The sequence below is a fragment of the Seonamhaeicola sp. ABD4_340 genome, assembly GCF_056312135.1.
The window spans coordinates 2,531,966-2,548,715 of sequence record NZ_CM149981.1 but is presented as its reverse complement, the minus strand read 5'-3'; the positions used below and the strand labels follow the sequence as shown (position 1 = coordinate 2,548,715).

Below are 16,750 nucleotides of genomic sequence, written 5' to 3'. Positions count from 1 at the left end.
ATGGAATTAATTAAAGAGGTTTTCTATTTGCCATCTGGCCACAATACGCTTTCTACCAAAAGGAACTGCTTTTAAACGTCCTTGTTGAATCATTCTTTGAATGGTCCATCTACTCACACCAATAAGTTGTGAGGCTTCTGTAACGCTTAAAAAATCTTTGTTATTTACAGCATTAGGATTGTGAACTTCAACAACTTGTTTTTGCTGTTGCATATCTTCAGTAAGAGTAGCTTGGATTTTTTCTTTACGCTTACGTGCCTTATATGCCCTTTTTGCACAAGTATCACCACAGTATTTAGTAACTGTTGTGCGTGCTGTAAACGCATTACCGCAATGCTTACAAGTTTTAGGAATGAATAAATTACTGCTCATAAATGGTGCTTTATGTAGCGTAATGGTGCAGCGTGGTGCGTTATGGTGCATCATTTCGCCTTTATTTTCGCCAACAGATTTGGGCAACAAATCCATATTTAAGGCAACAGATATACAACAAATTTAATCAAAAAAGAGTAAATAAGCAACAAATAAAAGAAGATAAAACACTATAAAACCAACAATAACAAAGGATTAACAAATAAAAGAAAGTAAGTTACTTCCCAATGGAGAAATAACAAAAATTGAGACTTGGAAAGATGGAAAAATAATAGAAACTGAAATAAAAAAAGCCAGTGGCTAACAATGGCTATAAGTAATTGCTTGTTCTCGCCTACTTCTGAAAATCCTCGCGGATTTTCAGTTTGGTGCGTACTTGCAAAGTTAACTGCTAAACCACGCAACTACTCAAAGCCGAGACCGTTGTGGTTAATTTGAAAAAATGAACAGTCTACTAAAACAAATATCAGAGAAAGCGATTGATTTAGCTAATTTTGAGTTTACTCAAGAGCAGACTGAAAATAAATGGTTAGGAAGTAAACCAGCTTCGGAAAGTGAAATAAAATTGACCGAAAAAAGACTCGGAATTGAATTCCCATCCGATTTTAAAAAGTTCTTATCCATAACAAACGGATTTTCTGCACCAAATGATATCGAGCCGACTTTTGAGCCAACTAACAAAATTGACTATTTAAAGAACATTGATAGTTTTATAATCGAAGCCTACAGCATTGACGGAATTGAAAATATTGGAAAAGAACTAGAAAAAAGTATTCTTGTTGGTGGAATAAATGAAGAGCAATACTTTTTATTAATTCCATCTGACTTAACAGCAGGGAAATGGAAATACTGGAAGTTTGCAAATTGGCATCCTGCAGAAGAAGAACACGAAAATTTGGAAAGTTATTTCAAAGACGTATTGGAATTTATAAATGAACAACTTGAAACGGAATAAAAAACTAACCACAACAATGTATAAATTCAATTGCGGCTGAATTTCCTACGGAAATTCATTGCAATTTTCTATCTTTTCAGTCTCAATCGGAAAATCGTACCGATTTTCCGCAACTGAAATTTATACGCTAACGTTGTACTGCATTATGAAATCGAGCATAACAATATATTTGACAGTTTTGATTTTGGTCGTTTCTTGCAAACAAAATGACAGAAAAAATGCTGAAAGTAAGACAGACCGAAATCAAATTATTTTGGACTCAATTTATCGTGCAGAAAAATTTGATAGCATAAGAATTTATAAACCTTTGAGTTTAATTTATAATGGAAAACCGATTTTGAGAATTGGACAAAAAACATCTGAATTAGATTCAACACTTTCGTATCGGATGGACCCAAATATGGACTATCAAGGTTACGAATATCTAATTACGGACTATTTGACTACCGATGACAATTTATCAATCGAACTTGGAAATCATTCCTCATTAAACGGAATAGCATTTTTTTCAGCGGACAGAAAATCAAATCAAATTTTTAATGTTTCAGCGAGTTGGTATTTTGACTTAAACCAAGAAAATATGGAGCAAATTGCTATTGACTCAATTAAAAAACGAATATTTCCGATTTTAAAAGACAAAATTCAACTGAAAAATAACTGGAATTATGAATTTGAATCGGAAAGCCAAATAGAGAAATTTAAATTAATACAGAGAGAAACCGACAATGGTTGGAATCTGAATTACGAAGTGGAATTGAAAAAATAACGCAGTACAACAATGTATAAATTCAATTGCGGCTGAATTTCCTACGGAAATTCATTGCAATTTTCTATCTTTCAGTTTCAATCGGAAAATCGTGCCGATTTTCCGCAACTGAAATTTATACGCTAACGTTGGCAACAAGCTGAAAAATGAGTACGATAAAAAGCGAAATAATAGGAGAATTAAAACAAAACGACCAATTTGAGGATTGGTGGGAAAGTGAACTCATTGAAATTCCCTTTTTTGACAATAAGAAAATGAAAATTACTTTTATGGATTTCGTTCCTGAAAGTGATTCTGAATTTATCCAAGAAGCTGACGAAGCTTTAAAGTTATTCATTGAAAAAAATGAATCTGACAGATTTTTAATATCAAATCTCGTTCACAAAAACTGTATAGATTTTCTAAATGCTGTTGAATTTGATGAAGCAGACCAACCTCTTTGGAATATAAAAGACAAAAACAAAATCTGGAATCACGTTCAGCCGAACGAAATATTCATTACGAGAAGACCCTATCAAGACAAAAATATTTATGTTGACATAAATTGTGAATGTGATTGGGAACAGGAACACGGATTACAATTAGTATTCAGACAAGGAAAAAAAATAACGAGAGTGAGTCAAATTGACGGACATTTGACTGACGCTGATGCTTATGACAAACCTGATAACGAAGATAAATTGTTAAGTCAATTTAACGAAAATGGAAATAATACAAAAACGGAATGGTGGAAATTCTGGAAATAAAGCCAGTTGCCAACAATGTATAAAATTAATTGCTTGGTTCTAGCCTACTTACGAAAATCCTCGCGGATTTTCTATTCAGTTTTTATTTGCTAAATTAGTGAATTAAACCACGCTACTTTTCATATACAAGACCGTTGGCAAACATTTTGCGCGTGCCAACAATTTCAAGGCTTTTACGAAATTCTGTGCTTACTTGCTTCAGAAAAATACGTTGGAATTTAAAGCTGAACGTTAGAAAAATATTACACTGGAATTTCTTACTCTTGCGGAACTTTACGCACGAATTTCGACTTACCCAACTTCGGTTCTTTAATTCAAAATTATAGCAATCCTCAACTTTTGGATGATAAGCGGAATGGCAAAACGTACGGCTGAACTGTTCGCAATTTAAAAAAATTGAAACTAGTTGTTTAAATCAATCGATTCTGATGTCACGAAATTTAGGCCGAAAATCAAAACTGATGCTCTTTGCGGAAAAAAACGGAATAATAATTTGAAGATTATTTTGACATTTAAGTAAAAAACGAAACTACGTACGAAAAACCAAAGATCTTATAAATACACAAAGGAGTAGTTCGTAAAAAGAAAAAACGTTAGCCAACAATGTATATAATTTATAGCTGCTTCTTGCCTACTCACGAAAAACCTCGCGGTTTTTCTATTATGTAATTATTTGCTAACTTACTGGCTGAAACAACGCTACAAATCATATACTAAACCGTTGGCAAACATTAAAACCAAATATTATGAATGCAGTTAAAATATTGTTTTATCAAACTTTAATTTTTCTTTCAGCGACCTGCTACGGACAAGAAACTGAACTAACTGAATCAGAAATAAAAAACAAAACGAATTGATTTATAAAGCTTGGCTAAGTGTCTCTGAACCAAATAATAATGATATTTTTTTTTAAATTTAAATCACGGTGAGCTTACTAAAAATATTTCAGATGTAAGGAAGTATAAAATGGATGAAGATATAAACCCAATAGATGGTTATGAGCCTAACGATTTTTTTAAAATAGCTGACTATGAATATAGAATTTTACGAGATTTTTCAATTTTAAAAGATAGAACTGGCGACAGGTTTATGGAACTTGATAAATCATATGTGGAATTAGCTTACGAAGAAATGGGTTTTGAATTTAGCGATGCTGACAATATTGCAGTTCGAGTAGATTATTTTGATACAGACTCTGAATTATGGGTGCGCTCTTATGTTATATTTAAAAATAACCCGAACAGCGTAATGTGGGTAGATGAGGTTACACCTATATTTTATAACAAACATTAATGATTGCCAAGATGAAATTAAAATACATAACTTTTTTTATCATACTCATAAATTTTAAAAACGGCTTATCACAAAGCAAGCAGGACATAGTCGAACTATACCAGAAATACGTGTTCTTGGACCAAAACTTTGAATTTGACGGAAATACACTAAAATGGCCCGATATAAAAAAGTCGTTTGAATTAAACTCTACTTGTTATGAAGTAGAACTTTTTGATGAGGATTTGAAATATTATGATTGTACGGAAAAATCAGATTCAAAGGATTACAACGTGATTATTACAGATAAAAAGCAGAACAGTTTTTCAGTTTCCCATGTTAATTTTTTTGGAATAAAAAACACTCTTAAAGATGTGAAGACAAAAAGTATTACAACCCAAATAAAAGAAGGCAGAATTTTAAACCAGTTAATGTGTGACTTTGATACCAAAGCAAAATCTTTACATGTCGAAATTGTTGATTGTGAGTGCTTTCTTATAACTAAAGAGACTATTGCAATTCTCGACGATATGAAAGCCACTGAAAATTCAAAAAAAGAAAAACCTTATAAAGAATTTATTGAACATATTAGTAGCTCTGAATATAAGTCATTATTCATCAAAAGGGCAGAAAGAGCGTATTACGATATCTATGCAAGTATAAATAACAATAGACTTCGTCATCGATATTATGAAAACAGAGTTTTTGATATTAACCAATTTAAATCACCATATGATTTAATCAGCGAAAGGGAAAAGGAGCTTTCAACCACCTTTAAGACATTTGATGACTTAAAGAAACAAAGGGATGTGGTCATTAAAATTGGTACTAATATGATGTCAAGGGGTTGGCGAATTAAAGACCTTTGGGGTGAAAATTAAATTAAAAATTCACACAATAAAAACGTTTGCCAACAATGTATAAAATTAATTGCTTGGTTTTAGCCTACTTACGAAAATCCTCGCGGATTTTCTATTCGGTTTTTATTTGCTAAATTAGTTGCTTAAACCACGCAACTAATCTTATACGAGACCGTTGGCAACCATTAAAACAGAACGTAAATTAAATGAAAAAGATTTTTGACCTAACCACATCAAATAAAATTTTATTAATAACGATTTATTGTTTTCTCGCTCAAAATCTTATGATAAGAGGATTAGGATTACTCAACTCTTTCAGGTTTTCGGAACAAAATTATATTTATGAATATGGAATCTTGCTTTCTAAAGGATTAGTTTATTTAGCCTTTGGATTATCATTTTTGTATCCTTTAATAGTTTGGTTAAAAACAAGAAATGACATTAGTAAAAATATAGTATTGATAATTATTGGCTTTATACCAGCCTTATATTTTATAACACTTTACACGCTATCAAGCTGAAAAAACATATAATTTAAATGTAAATCGGAGTTTAAATTGTTGAATAAATATGACTGACATTAAAACTAATAGGACTAAACGACAAACCGAATTTTGTAACGACTGAATAATATGACATCTAAAAAATAAAATAATAACGGTTGCCAACAATGTATAACCGCAATTACGGCGGATTCGACTACGTCCGAATCCACTCGGAATTGCTAAAGTCAGTGCTTAACCGAAAAACATTACCTTTAATCCCGTAACTGACGGTTATACGAGACCGTTGCCAGTAATTTGAAATGACCGAAATTTTAAAGAAATATTTAGTTATCAAATGGTGGATTCCAATATTGCTTTTCGGAATTTCTATCATTCTTTTCATCAGCGGAGCAATTCTTCCAAGTACTGACTTTGGATTTTATGCTGTTTTATTTTTTGGAATTGTATTACTGATTTCAACAATTTGGCAATTTTTTAAAGGTAAAATAGCAATTGGATTTTTACAGTTGTCAATTTTAGCAATACCAATTTTGTTTTTCGGATTTATGGTTTACCTATTTGCTGGAATGATGAATAAACCAGACGGAGAATTAGCTTTAGATAGAATTGAACCCTTGATTAAAGAAAAAACAGATTTGATTATCCCTAAGGATTTTGTGGTTTTAGAAAATCTCATTGAACACACAGAAGGAGCTTTTGACTCTGATTATTCTATCGGACTGACAATCGAATACAAACAATCTGATGAGAAGAATATTATAGAGCAAATTCTTAAAAGAACGGAATTGGAATCGGATAAAGGTTCGTGGAAAAAATATGACAATGGATTCGATTTTGAGCATAATTACAACGAAATAAATAGAGCTGAACCGTTTTATTTCAAAGTAGACACTTTAAATAATAAAATGGAATTGAATTTAAGTCACTTATGAATAAAAAACTACTGGCAACAATGTATAACCGCAATTACGGCGGATTCGACTACGTCCGAATCCACTCTAAATTGCTTAAGCTAATAAATAACTAAAAACTTTTGGCTAATTTAGCCCGATAACTGACGGGTTATACGAAACCGTTGGCTCCAATTTGGAAATGATTCGTTTTTGGTGTATATTTACATCAAATAATTAAATAATGTCAAGACAAAGTATATCTTTTACAAAACCAAACGATGAATGGTTAAAAGCCCAAGTGGACAATAAAGAATATTCTAGCAAAAGCGAATTAGTTAACGATTTGATTAGACAAGCAAGAAAACAGCAAGTTCAAATTGACTGGATTCGAGCTAAAATTGAAAAAGCTGAAAACAGTGGATTTACCAATGACAGTAAAGAAAGTATTCTAGCTCAATCAAAGTCTTTGCTAAATGGCTAAATACAAACTGACAAATGAAGCGAAAAATGACTTGATTCGGATTCACCATTACGGAGTTAAAAAATTCGGAATGAAACAAGCGGACAAATATTTTGAGTCTTTTTTCGAATATTTTGATATTATTGCTGAACGCCCTTTTTCCTTTGAATCTGTTGACTATATAAAAAAAGGATACAGACGTTGCGTTTGTGGAGTTGATAGTATTTACTATAAAGTCAATGAAAATATTGTTGAAATAATGACAATAATTGGAAGACAAGATTTGAATGAAAAATTATAATGGAATTAAAAAACTGTAGCCAACAATGTATAACCGCAATTACGGCGGATTCGACTACGTCCGAATCCACTCGGAATTGCTAACGTCAGTTCTAAACCGAAAAACTTCGTATATTTATCCGTAACTGACGGTTATACGAAACCGTTGTAAGTAATGCGAAAAATAGTGCTAAACATCAATATTTGAACTAAAAAACCCACCGCACAAACAGCACATTTATTTTTTCCACCCATAAAAGCCAACTCCAAAAAAAATAAAAGAGCTGTTTCTAGCCAATGCTCGAAAAAAACAGACAAATGTGATAAAAGTCACATTAAAATTCAAAAACCTATCGTACATTTGCGATAAGAAATATGAAAAGAAGTTTAGAACACATAGAATATAAAGAAGATACTGAAACACTAGCGAAATTTGCCAAAGCATTAGCACATCCTACTCGTATTGCTATTTTAAAATATCTTGAAAACCAATCCTGTTGTTTTACTGGAGATTTGGTTGAAGTATTGCCTATTTCTCAATCAACAGTTTCACAACATTTAAAAGAATTAAAAAACGCAGGTTTAATTCAAGGAGAACTTAAACCGCCAAAAATAAAGTACTGTATCAATCAAGAAAATTGGAACATTGCAAAAACGTTGTTTCAACAATTTTTTGATTGATATTTTTTATCAATCCTATCGTCTATTGGCGATAAACAAATATAAATATTATGACTAAAGTAATTAAAATTTTAGGGACAGGGTGTCCAAAATGCCAATCAATGACTGGTGTAGTTAAAGATGTTGTTTCAGCAAACAACATTGATGCAACAATTGAAAAAGTTGAAGACATTATGGAAATTATGAAATTCAACGTAATGACAACACCAGCTTTGGTAATAGATGACGTGATTACAATAAAAGGTAGAGTGCCTTCAAAAGATGAAGTTTTGGCTCTTTTAAACTAATTCAACCCAACTATGAATTATCATATCAAGGCTTCATCCATTTCAAATCAAGATGCAGTTGTTCATATTAAGCAATCGAATATAGACTTCGGCACAACTTCAAAAACTGCTGAAACCTTACCAAATCCTGCCGAATTATTTCTGGGCTCTTTTGCTTCTTGCGTTCTGAAAAATGTAGAACGATTTTCTGGTATGATGAAATTCAACTATTCAAAAGCCACTATTGAAGTTAATGCGACACGTCTTGAAAATCCACCAAGAATGGAAAATATCATTTACAATTTGACAATTTACAGCAACGATAAAAAATTGAATACAGATTTGCTAAAAAAGAACATTGAAAAATTTGGCACTATCTACAATACTGTGAAACTATCCTGCACTATTTCTGGTTCTATTAATACGATTACAAATGTTTGATTGGTTACAAAATTTTGCCGATTGGCTTATATATTCTGTTTTTAATGTTGGAGCAGGAACTCATTTAGGTACTGCGCTAAATTTCTTTGTATATGATACGCTCAAAATTTTAATTCTCTTATTTGTAATTGTATTTTTTATGGGAATTGTAAACGCATACTTTCCCATTGAACGTCTTAAAAATTATCTGAACCGAAAAAAAATGTACGGTTTAGAATACTTTTTTTCTTCCGTTTTTGGTGCAATCACACCTTTTTGTTCTTGCTCTTCTGTTCCTCTATTTATTGGCTTTGTACAAGGAGGAATTCCACTAGGCGTAACGTTCTCTTTTTTAATTACTTCGCCTTTGGTTAATGAAGTTGCTATAGCTATGTTTATTGGTATGTTTGGTTTAAAAACAACACTTATTTATGCAGGCTCTGGCATTTTATTAGGGACAATTGGTGGTTGGCTACTTGGTAAATTCAATCTCGAACCATTACTTTCAGATTGGGTAAAAAAGGTTCTAGAAAATAAAATGCAACAGGCGGAATATGAAGAACAAAAGCGAACTTTTTATCAACGAGTGCCCGAAATTACAAGAGGAGCTTGGGATATTGTAAAGGGAGTGCTTATTTATGTATTTGTAGGTATTGCAATTGGTGCTGCAATGCACGGATATGTACCAGAAAACTTTTTCAATCAATATTTAGGAGGTGGCGAATGGTGGACAGTTCCACTTGCAGTATTACTTGCTGTTCCAATGTATGCCAATGCAGCAGGAATTGTTCCTGTTATCGAGGTTTTTGTTGCCAAAGGCGTACCACTTGGAACTGCAATTGCCTTTATGATGGCAACAGTAGGATTATCAATTCCTGAAGCAACATTGCTAAAAAAAGTGATGTCCATAAAGTTAATTGCAATCTTTTTTGGTGTGGTTACAATCGCCATCATTATTTCAGGATTTCTATTCAATATTATATTATAAACTATAACTGAATTAAAAATGAATTCAAATATTCACAAATACAAAAATCAAATGAAAACAATCAAATTTTTAACAGTTTTAGCAATTGGTCTAATACTTGCATCTTGTAACGGTCAAGATAAGAACAAAATAACATCTTTAGATGAGTCAATTTCAAAAATTGAAGTTCTTGATTTCCACTCTACACATAGATGTATGACTTGTAATGCAATTGAAGCCAATACAAAATATACTTTAGACACCTATTTTTCTGAAGAATTAAAGGACGGAAAAATTGTTTTTAAAGTTCTTAATGTAGATAAAGAAGAAAACAAAAAAATAGCCGAGAAATTTGAAGCAGCAGGAACTTCCTTGTTCTTAAATGTGATACATAAAGGTAGTGAAAACAAAATAGATTTAACCGAATTTGCCTTTATGGAAGGAAACGACAAAGATGCGTTTTCTAAAGGACTAAAAGCAAAAATAGACGCAGAATTAAAAACACTCTAAATGGATTTTTTGCAATCACTTTTAGAGAATTACAATATTCCTATTTTATCGGCATTTGTACTCGGACTAATGACGGCCATTAGTCCGTGCCCTTTGGCGACCAACATAACTGCAACAGCATTTATTTCTAAAAATATTTCGAGCAAACTGAACGTGTTTTTAAGCGGTTTGCTTTACTCATTGGGTAGAGGATTTAGTTATACCGCAATTGGCTTGCTATTATATTTTGGAGCAAGTAAATTCCATATCGCTCGATTTTTCAATCAGAACGGAGAGAAATATTTAGGTCCTTTATTAATAATCATTGGGTTGATAATGCTAAATATTATCAAACTCAATTATTTAGGAAAATCGAATTTTCAAGAAAAACTATCTGAAAAATTTAAGGATAAAGGACTTTTAGGCTCTTTTTTAATAGGTGTTGTTTTTTCTTTGGCATTTTGCCCTTATAGTGGAGCCTTATTTTTTGGAATGCTAATTCCTATGACCATTTCATCAGCAGACGGACTTTATTTACCTATTGTATTCGCATTTGGAACAGGATTACCTGTCATTCTTTTTACCTATTTATTAGCTTTTACAGCAGGAAAAGTCGGTGTATTTTACAACAGAATTACGAAAATTGAAAAAGTGATGCGTGTGGTTGCAGGAATTGTTTTCATTTTGACTGGATTGTATTATATTTCAATTTTCACGGGAATATTGTAATAGCCAACGCTAAAAGCCATACACATTTGCAATTCGCATCAGCCAACGCTACACCAAAAATTACAAAAGATTATGTCTTGCCAACGCTCACATTTGAACTAAATAACAAACAACGGAAAACCAAGCTGAACGGAAAAAGCACTACTTACAACAACGTATAAGCGCAATAGCGGTTTAAGTGCAAAACGAAATAAAATTCATAAATTTAAAGTCGGTTATAAGCCGAAAAATTGGTTCTATAAAACCGCTACTGACGCTTATACAAAACCGTTGTACCTCATTTACAAAAATGAACTTTCCTGAAATAGGTTGACTAAAATTTAAACCATTAATTATAGTCACTTATGAAAACACAAAATGAACACTGGCGAAAAAAAAGCTACCAAAAAGTAACTTTAGAGACTAAACTTTTAGTCGTTGACCAAATTCTTACAGGACATATCTCCAACAACCAGGCTTCTAAAAAATATGATGTCCCAAGAACAACTATTTCCTATTGGTTAAGAAAATACAGTACCTTAGTGCAACAAAATAATGGTATGAGTAAAAACGATGAAATTAAAAAGTTAAAGGAAAAGATCGAAGAACTGGAGTTTCAAAAAGACTTTCAACAAGACATAATCGCTGATATGGAACTGATTACAGGTGTCGATATGTCAAAAAAGTCATTACCCAAAACATTAGCAAAAGAGATAGAGTTAAAAAAGAAAAACCGTATAAAAGAAAATGGCTCTATGGATGTTTTGGGATATCTAAACAAGCCTTCTACAAAAGAATCAAAGCTCAACAAAAACAAGAAATAGACCAGCAAAAGCTTATTAAAATGGTCAAGGACTACCGTAAAAAAGTAGGATCTAAAACGGGGGGAATCAAACTCTATACGGAACTAAAACAGGATTTCATAAACGCTGATATTAAGATCGGTAGAGATAAATTCTATAGATTCCTTAGAATAAATAATCTTCTCGTTCCTAAAACTAAAAATTACATCACAACGACTAACTCAAACCATATGTACAAAAAATATAAGAACCTTGTAAAAGACCACGTCCCTACCCGACCAGAACAACTATGGGTAAGTGATATTACCTACATTAAAACTGAAAATGGACACAACTATCTTGCTTTAGTTACAGATGCCTATTCTAAGCAAATTATGGGATATAATCTCGATAACCATATGAGAACATCTCTTTGCACAAAAGCGCTCGATATGGCCATTAAAAACAGAAAATATCCTCATCTTAAAATCATTCATCATTCTGATAGAGGCTTCCAGTACTGCAATCCTAAATACACGCAGTTTGCAGAAGATAATAATATTACAATGAGTATGACAGAACAATATGATCCTTACGAAAATGCAGTTGCTGAACGTATTAACAGAACACTAAAACACGAATACGGTTTAAAACAAACTATTAAAAACACTGAATTAGCTCAGAAATTAACACAACAAGCAGTATATATCTATAATAACCTTAGAGCACATTTTAGCCTTAACTTAAGAAAACCTGCAGAAGTTCATCTTAATCCGAACATCGAATACAGATCTTATCGAAAAAATAATGTAAATTTACACCAACTCCACATCTAAATATTAAAATATAGCTATCAAAAAAAAGTCAACCTATTTCAGTATAATACATATAAAACGTAATCGAAATGAAAGACATATTGCATAAAATATTTCTAATACTAATCGGAATTGTTTTAATCGGAAAAATATCGAATTGGTTTCTAGATTATAGTGACGAAACAAATCAGATTCTGAATGCTGGAATGTTTACTCTAATCGGAATTGCATACTTGGTTGGAGGTTTTGCTTGGGATAAAAAACTGAATAACATAATTTTTCTAGTTTGCGGAATTTATTTAATTGCAATGAATTTTATTGGTGATTTTGGACCGAAATCAATAATCGGAATTGTTTGTATTTTGACACCAATGTTGATTGCTCGATTCTCACCTGAAGATACTGATGAAAAAGAATTGTCTGAAAATTAAAAATACTATAGCCAACATAGTATAAATTCAATTGCAATGAATTTCCTGCGGAAATTCATTGCAATTTTCTATCTTTCAGTCTAAATCGGAAAATCGTAACCGATTTTCCGATTTAGACTGAAATTTATACACAAACGTTGCTTTCAATAGCGGCCGACGCTCACTCGAACTCTTTAAAAAAATCCGATTTACAAAATGCCGGTTAAAACTTGATCACTCAACTGCGACCGACTTTCAGCAAAACGCTGAAAAAAAACTACAATCGATATTCACTCGGATTCTTTAAAACTTAAAACTTTGCGCGAAAAACTACTGTTACGGATTTAAAAAAAAATTAAATCTGAAAGCTAAAAATTAACACTTTGGATAAAAAATGTAGCCGACCAATAAATTGCCGACTAAATAAACGCTGCGGATAAAATAACAGACACGCAAACTGCCTCTGCTTACTCTTGTGGGCCGCTACTAAAAACAACATTGGCTAAAAATCATTGCGACTGAATTTTCTTCCGAAAATTCATTTCTTTTTACTAAATTCGTTCTACGGCGGAATAATCCTGCGGATTTTTCCGCAACGAATTTCTAGCCGTTAACCGTTGGCTTTAATTTAAAGAACAACCATAAGTAAACATTTGAGTTTACTTTTTTTATATTTTGTAAACTTATAAATTGACTTTTTCATATATTTGTAAATATAAATGTTTACATTATTTATGTTTTGTAAACTTAAATATTTACAAAAAATGAGAAATAAGCGAAAACTTTTAATCGAACAATTGGACCAAAAGCTACAACCGTTCTCTGAAAGCAGAAAGGTCCTGGTCCCAGAACGTGGATGGATAAATACTATTCGAACTGCACTTAATATGACCATGGCCCAACTTGGTGCCAAACTAAATATTACGAGACAAGGCGTAAAAAGAATTGAGGAAAGTGAGGCTAATGGCACGATAACACTCAATTCCTTAAAAGATGTCGCCAAGGCTCTGGATTTAAAATTGGTATATGCACTGGTCCCAAAAAATGAGACCATAGACGATTTAATACAGAAAAAAGCAGATAAACTGGCCCAAAAAATAGTATTACGGACCAATCAAAATATGAAATTAGAGGACCAAGGAATTGGAGATGACAAGATAGCCAAAACTATAAAGGAACTTGCTAATGAAATAAAACGAGAAATGAGAAAATCATTATGGGATTAGAATTCGTTTACAAAGATGGACAAACACCTTTAGAGGAAGAAGAAAAGGATGGTCTTAAAATAAAATCGATTACGACTCAAGGAGAGTTAGATGAATTTGAGCAACTTAACATTGAAAAAGCTGTCGAATGGACTATTCACACAAATTTGAAACCTGAAAATATTTTGACAGAAAAGTTTGTTAAAGACTTACATAAAAAAATGTATGGTGATGTATGGAAATGGGCTGGTGAATTTAGAAGAACTGAAAAAAACATCGGAATTCCATGGACAAAAATTGGGCTTGAATTAAAAAACTTACTGGACGATACTAAATATTGGATAGAAAACAAAACCTTTTCACCAGAAGAAATAGCAATTAGATTCAAACATCGAATAGTATCTATTCATTGTTTCCCAAATGGAAATGGACGACATTCAAGAATGATGGCGGACATAATTATGGAATCAATATTTGGAAAAGAAATATTTTCGTGGCATCAGTCTAATATGGTAAAAGCTAACGAAACTAGAAAAGAGTATATTAATGCATTGAAAGAAGCTGACAATGGAAATGTTAAACCACTAATTGAATTTGCAAAAAACTAAAGCCAACACCGTGTATAATTCATTGTTAGTTCAGGCTTACTTACGAAAATCCTCACGGATTTTCTATTCGGTATGTATTTGCTAAATTAGTAGCTGAAATACGCAACGAAATCATACACAAGACCGTTGGCTTTAATGCTGGAGGTGAACTTTCCTGAAATAGGTTGACTAAAATTTAAACCATTAATTATAGTCACTTATGAAAACACAAAATGAACACTGGCGAAAAAAAAGCTACCAAAAAGTAACTTTAGAGACTAAACTTTTAGTCGTTGACCAAATTCTTACAGGACATATCTCCAACAACCAGGCTTCTAAAAAATATGATGTCCCAAGAACAACTATTTCCTATTGGTTAAGAAAATACAGTACCTTAGTGCAACAAAATAATGGTATGAGTAAAAACGATGAAATTAAAAAGTTAAAGGAAAAGATCGAAGAACTGGAGTTTCAAAAAGACTTTCAACAAGACATAATCGCTGATATGGAACTGATTACAGGTGTCGATATGTCAAAAAAGTCATTACCCAAAACATTAGCAAAAGAGATAGAGTTAAAAAAGAAAAACCGTATAAAAGAAAATGGCTCTATGGATGTTTTGGGATATCTAAACAAGCCTTCTACAAAAGAATCAAAGCTCAACAAAAACAAGAAATAGACCAGCAAAAGCTTATTAAAATGGTCAAGGACTACCGTAAAAAAGTAGGATCTAAAACGGGGGGAATCAAACTCTATACGGAACTAAAACAGGATTTCATAAACGCTGATATTAAGATCGGTAGAGATAAATTCTATAGATTCCTTAGAATAAATAATCTTCTCGTTCCTAAAACTAAAAATTACATCACAACGACTAACTCAAACCATATGTACAAAAAATATAAGAACCTTGTAAAAGACCACGTCCCTACCCGACCAGAACAACTATGGGTAAGTGATATTACCTACATTAAAACTGAAAATGGACACAACTATCTTGCTTTAGTTACAGATGCCTATTCTAAGCAAATTATGGGATATAATCTCGATAACCATATGAGAACATCTCTTTGCACAAAAGCGCTCGATATGGCCATTAAAAACAGAAAATATCCTCATCTTAAAATCATTCATCATTCTGATAGAGGCTTCCAGTACTGCAATCCTAAATACACGCAGTTTGCAGAAGATAATAATATTACAATGAGTATGACAGAACAATATGATCCTTACGAAAATGCAGTTGCTGAACGTATTAACAGAACACTAAAACACGAATACGGTTTAAAACAAACTATTAAAAACACTGAATTAGCTCAGAAATTAACACAACAAGCAGTATATATCTATAATAACCTTAGAGCACATTTTAGCCTTAACTTAAGAAAACCTGCAGAAGTTCATCTTAATCCGAACATCGAATACAGATCTTATCGAAAAAATAATGTAAATTTACACCAACTCCACATCTAAATATTAAAATATAGCTATCAAAAAAAAGTCAACCTATTTCAGTATAATACAAGGACAGTGAAAATCATCAAAATTTAAGTCCAAACTCAAAAATATTATTATCAAATTAATTCAAAATAAAGTTTATAGATAAAAAGCTATCTTTGTTATAATAAAAGTTAGGATTATGAATATAGAGACCACAAAATTAGAATTAATGCATCTTTTACTTCAAACACAGAAAGAAAGCATTTTAAAAAAACTCAAATCTGTTTTTGAGGAAGATCAAGTGGATTGGTGGAGTGAAATGTCTAAAAAGGAACAAGAAGAAATCAAGACTGGTTTAGCGCAAGCTGATAAAGGGGAATATACAGCTAATGAAACAGTAATGAAACGATTTGATAAATGGCATTAAAAATCGTTTGGACACCACAAGCTGAAAATGGATTAGATAAGGTTTTGGATTATTTAAAGAAAGAATGGACTATAATGGAAATTCTGAATTTAGAACAGAATATTAATGACCTTTTAACTCAAATAAGTAAATATCCTAAAATTTGTCCACCAACTGGAAAGTATAATAATGTTCACAAAGGATTGGTTGACAAAAACAATTATATAATCTACAGAATTCAACCAAAAAAGGAATTAATTGAAATCATTAACTTTAGAGGAACGAAACAAAAACCGATAAAATAAAAGCACTAAAAGCCAACATCGTATATAATTTATTGCCTGGTTTTTGCCTACTTACGAAAATCCTCGCGGATTTTCTATTCGGTTTTTATTTGCTAAATTACGTGCTAAACCACGCAACAAACCATATACAAACACGTTACCACACATTTTGACCCGTCCT

At 32.0% G+C, this 16,750-nt stretch carries 22 protein-coding genes and 2 pseudogenes; 23 read left to right on the top strand and 1 reads right to left on the bottom strand.

All coding sequences use genetic code 11. From position 1 onward, the window contains the following. Positions 1-6: 6 nt before the first annotated feature. A complete protein-coding gene (locus ACYX4H_RS10930; protein ID WP_244906390.1) occupies positions 7-468 on the bottom strand; it encodes a helix-turn-helix domain-containing protein in 462 nt (153 codons plus the stop codon). Between the two features lie 346 nt (positions 469-814). Between ACYX4H_RS10930 and ACYX4H_RS10925 the strand changes: the two genes are divergently transcribed. The 23 genes and pseudogenes from ACYX4H_RS10925 to ACYX4H_RS10815 all read left to right on the top strand — a co-directional run bounded on the left by ACYX4H_RS10925 (position 815) and on the right by ACYX4H_RS10815 (position 16,590). Then, on the top strand, positions 815-1,327 hold the full coding sequence (locus ACYX4H_RS10925; protein ID WP_027880806.1) for an SMI1/KNR4 family protein: 513 nt from the start codon (positions 815-817) through the stop codon (positions 1,325-1,327). A 145-nt stretch (positions 1,328-1,472) separates the two neighbouring features. Beyond that, the gene (locus ACYX4H_RS10920; RefSeq protein WP_476236299.1) at positions 1,473-2,093 is read left to right on the top strand and encodes a hypothetical protein; all 621 of its coding nucleotides are present in this window, start codon (positions 1,473-1,475) and stop codon (positions 2,091-2,093) included. Between the two features lie 146 nt (positions 2,094-2,239). Continuing rightward, the gene (locus tag ACYX4H_RS10915) at positions 2,240-2,839 is read left to right on the top strand and encodes a DUF6985 domain-containing protein (RefSeq protein WP_476236298.1); all 600 of its coding nucleotides are present in this window, start codon (positions 2,240-2,242) and stop codon (positions 2,837-2,839) included. 966 nt (positions 2,840-3,805) lie between these two features. Then, positions 3,806-4,132, top strand: coding sequence for a hypothetical protein (locus tag ACYX4H_RS10910; protein WP_476236297.1), 327 nt, complete (start codon positions 3,806-3,808; stop codon positions 4,130-4,132). 116 nt (positions 4,133-4,248) lie between these two features. Then, positions 4,249-4,992, top strand: a complete 744-nt coding sequence (locus ACYX4H_RS10905) for a hypothetical protein (protein WP_476236296.1) — start codon at positions 4,249-4,251, stop codon at positions 4,990-4,992. A 784-nt stretch (positions 4,993-5,776) separates the two neighbouring features. Then, a complete protein-coding gene (locus ACYX4H_RS10900; protein ID WP_476236295.1) occupies positions 5,777-6,409 on the top strand; it encodes a hypothetical protein in 633 nt (210 codons plus the stop codon). A 202-nt stretch (positions 6,410-6,611) separates the two neighbouring features. Continuing rightward, complete coding sequence (locus ACYX4H_RS10895; protein ID WP_036118677.1) at positions 6,612-6,851, top strand: ribbon-helix-helix domain-containing protein; 240 nt, start codon at positions 6,612-6,614, stop codon at positions 6,849-6,851. Next, positions 6,844-7,131: a type II toxin-antitoxin system RelE/ParE family toxin gene (locus ACYX4H_RS10890; RefSeq protein ID WP_475294040.1), complete on the top strand. Its 288-nt coding sequence runs from the start codon at positions 6,844-6,846 to the stop codon at positions 7,129-7,131. The genes ACYX4H_RS10895 and ACYX4H_RS10890 overlap by 8 nt, the downstream gene beginning before the upstream one ends. Positions 7,132-7,484: 353 nt before the next feature. Further along, positions 7,485-7,790, top strand: a complete 306-nt coding sequence (locus ACYX4H_RS10885) for an ArsR/SmtB family transcription factor (RefSeq protein WP_476236293.1) — start codon at positions 7,485-7,487, stop codon at positions 7,788-7,790. Positions 7,791-7,840: 50 nt separating this feature from the next. Next, complete coding sequence (locus ACYX4H_RS10880) at positions 7,841-8,077, top strand: thioredoxin family protein (protein WP_476236292.1); 237 nt, start codon at positions 7,841-7,843, stop codon at positions 8,075-8,077. Between the two features lie 12 nt (positions 8,078-8,089). After that, the gene (locus tag ACYX4H_RS10875; protein ID WP_476236290.1) at positions 8,090-8,497 is read left to right on the top strand and encodes an OsmC family protein; all 408 of its coding nucleotides are present in this window, start codon (positions 8,090-8,092) and stop codon (positions 8,495-8,497) included. Further along, positions 8,490-9,464, top strand: coding sequence for a permease (locus tag ACYX4H_RS10870; RefSeq protein WP_476236289.1), 975 nt, complete (start codon positions 8,490-8,492; stop codon positions 9,462-9,464). The genes ACYX4H_RS10875 and ACYX4H_RS10870 overlap by 8 nt, the downstream gene beginning before the upstream one ends. Before the next feature lie 18 nt (positions 9,465-9,482). Continuing rightward, positions 9,483-9,953 (top strand): nitrophenyl compound nitroreductase subunit ArsF family protein, encoded by a 471-nt coding sequence (locus ACYX4H_RS10865; protein WP_476236287.1) that lies wholly within the window; start codon positions 9,483-9,485, stop codon positions 9,951-9,953. Then, positions 9,954-10,661 carry an aromatic aminobenezylarsenical efflux permease ArsG family transporter gene (locus ACYX4H_RS10860; protein ID WP_476236286.1) on the top strand — a complete coding sequence of 236 codons (708 nt, stop codon included), beginning with the start codon at positions 9,954-9,956 and terminating at the stop codon, positions 10,659-10,661. 344 nt (positions 10,662-11,005) lie between these two features. Beyond that, the gene (locus tag ACYX4H_RS10855; RefSeq protein ID WP_476236281.1) at positions 11,006-11,464 is read left to right on the top strand and encodes a transposase; all 459 of its coding nucleotides are present in this window, start codon (positions 11,006-11,008) and stop codon (positions 11,462-11,464) included. Next, positions 11,407-12,258: pseudogene (locus tag ACYX4H_RS10850) on the top strand (IS3 family transposase); the annotation flags it as partial. The gene ACYX4H_RS10855 and the pseudogene ACYX4H_RS10850, both read left to right, overlap by 58 nt. 68 nt (positions 12,259-12,326) lie before the next feature. Beyond that, entirely contained in the window at positions 12,327-12,668 is a 342-nt protein-coding gene (locus tag ACYX4H_RS10845) for a hypothetical protein (RefSeq protein ID WP_476236284.1), read from the top strand. Positions 12,669-13,411: 743 nt separating this feature from the next. Continuing rightward, positions 13,412-13,873 carry a mobile mystery protein A gene (locus ACYX4H_RS10840; protein ID WP_476236283.1) on the top strand — a complete coding sequence of 154 codons (462 nt, stop codon included), beginning with the start codon at positions 13,412-13,414 and terminating at the stop codon, positions 13,871-13,873. After that, positions 13,864-14,460, top strand: a complete 597-nt coding sequence (locus tag ACYX4H_RS10835; RefSeq protein ID WP_476236282.1) for a mobile mystery protein B — start codon at positions 13,864-13,866, stop codon at positions 14,458-14,460. Before ACYX4H_RS10840 ends, ACYX4H_RS10835 begins: the two co-directional genes overlap by 10 nt. Positions 14,461-14,659: 199 nt before the next feature. Continuing rightward, the gene (locus tag ACYX4H_RS10830; RefSeq protein ID WP_476236281.1) at positions 14,660-15,118 is read left to right on the top strand and encodes a transposase; all 459 of its coding nucleotides are present in this window, start codon (positions 14,660-14,662) and stop codon (positions 15,116-15,118) included. Beyond that, a pseudogene (locus ACYX4H_RS10825) lies at positions 15,061-15,912 on the top strand (IS3 family transposase); the annotation flags it as partial. The gene ACYX4H_RS10830 and the pseudogene ACYX4H_RS10825, both read left to right, overlap by 58 nt. Positions 15,913-16,078: 166 nt before the next feature. Then, a complete protein-coding gene (locus ACYX4H_RS10820; RefSeq protein ID WP_476236279.1) occupies positions 16,079-16,306 on the top strand; it encodes a hypothetical protein in 228 nt (75 codons plus the stop codon). Then, entirely contained in the window at positions 16,297-16,590 is a 294-nt protein-coding gene (locus tag ACYX4H_RS10815; protein WP_476236277.1) for a type II toxin-antitoxin system RelE/ParE family toxin, read from the top strand. The genes ACYX4H_RS10820 and ACYX4H_RS10815 overlap by 10 nt, the downstream gene beginning before the upstream one ends. Positions 16,591-16,750 lie beyond the last annotated feature (160 nt).

What these genes read in the sequence shown, in the direction of transcription:
- ACYX4H_RS10895 (WP_036118677.1), top strand. Translation starts at nt 6,612, where the DNA reads ATGTCAAGACAAAGTATATCTTTTACAAAACCAAACGATGAATGGTTA.
- ACYX4H_RS10875 (WP_476236290.1), top strand. Translation starts at nt 8,090, where the DNA reads ATGAATTATCATATCAAGGCTTCATCCATTTCAAATCAAGATGCAGTT.
- ACYX4H_RS10920 (WP_476236299.1), top strand. Translation starts at nt 1,473, where the DNA reads ATGAAATCGAGCATAACAATATATTTGACAGTTTTGATTTTGGTCGTT.
- ACYX4H_RS10930 (WP_244906390.1), bottom strand. Translation starts at nt 468, where the DNA reads ATGGATTTGTTGCCCAAATCTGTTGGCGAAAATAAAGGCGAAATGATG.
- ACYX4H_RS10865 (WP_476236287.1), top strand. Translation starts at nt 9,483, where the DNA reads ATGAATTCAAATATTCACAAATACAAAAATCAAATGAAAACAATCAAA.
- ACYX4H_RS10830 (WP_476236281.1), top strand. Translation starts at nt 14,660, where the DNA reads ATGAAAACACAAAATGAACACTGGCGAAAAAAAAGCTACCAAAAAGTA.
- ACYX4H_RS10880 (WP_476236292.1), top strand. Translation starts at nt 7,841, where the DNA reads ATGACTAAAGTAATTAAAATTTTAGGGACAGGGTGTCCAAAATGCCAA.
- ACYX4H_RS10870 (WP_476236289.1), top strand. Translation starts at nt 8,490, where the DNA reads ATGTTTGATTGGTTACAAAATTTTGCCGATTGGCTTATATATTCTGTT.
- ACYX4H_RS10815 (WP_476236277.1), top strand. Translation starts at nt 16,297, where the DNA reads ATGGCATTAAAAATCGTTTGGACACCACAAGCTGAAAATGGATTAGAT.
- ACYX4H_RS10820 (WP_476236279.1), top strand. Translation starts at nt 16,079, where the DNA reads ATGAATATAGAGACCACAAAATTAGAATTAATGCATCTTTTACTTCAA.
- ACYX4H_RS10900 (WP_476236295.1), top strand. Translation starts at nt 5,777, where the DNA reads ATGACCGAAATTTTAAAGAAATATTTAGTTATCAAATGGTGGATTCCA.
- ACYX4H_RS10835 (WP_476236282.1), top strand. Translation starts at nt 13,864, where the DNA reads ATGGGATTAGAATTCGTTTACAAAGATGGACAAACACCTTTAGAGGAA.
- ACYX4H_RS10860 (WP_476236286.1), top strand. Translation starts at nt 9,954, where the DNA reads ATGGATTTTTTGCAATCACTTTTAGAGAATTACAATATTCCTATTTTA.
- ACYX4H_RS10890 (WP_475294040.1), top strand. Translation starts at nt 6,844, where the DNA reads ATGGCTAAATACAAACTGACAAATGAAGCGAAAAATGACTTGATTCGG.
- ACYX4H_RS10915 (WP_476236298.1), top strand. Translation starts at nt 2,240, where the DNA reads ATGAGTACGATAAAAAGCGAAATAATAGGAGAATTAAAACAAAACGAC.
- ACYX4H_RS10855 (WP_476236281.1), top strand. Translation starts at nt 11,006, where the DNA reads ATGAAAACACAAAATGAACACTGGCGAAAAAAAAGCTACCAAAAAGTA.
- ACYX4H_RS10910 (WP_476236297.1), top strand. Translation starts at nt 3,806, where the DNA reads ATGGATGAAGATATAAACCCAATAGATGGTTATGAGCCTAACGATTTT.
- ACYX4H_RS10925 (WP_027880806.1), top strand. Translation starts at nt 815, where the DNA reads ATGAACAGTCTACTAAAACAAATATCAGAGAAAGCGATTGATTTAGCT.
- ACYX4H_RS10845 (WP_476236284.1), top strand. Translation starts at nt 12,327, where the DNA reads ATGAAAGACATATTGCATAAAATATTTCTAATACTAATCGGAATTGTT.
- ACYX4H_RS10840 (WP_476236283.1), top strand. Translation starts at nt 13,412, where the DNA reads ATGAGAAATAAGCGAAAACTTTTAATCGAACAATTGGACCAAAAGCTA.
- ACYX4H_RS10885 (WP_476236293.1), top strand. Translation starts at nt 7,485, where the DNA reads ATGAAAAGAAGTTTAGAACACATAGAATATAAAGAAGATACTGAAACA.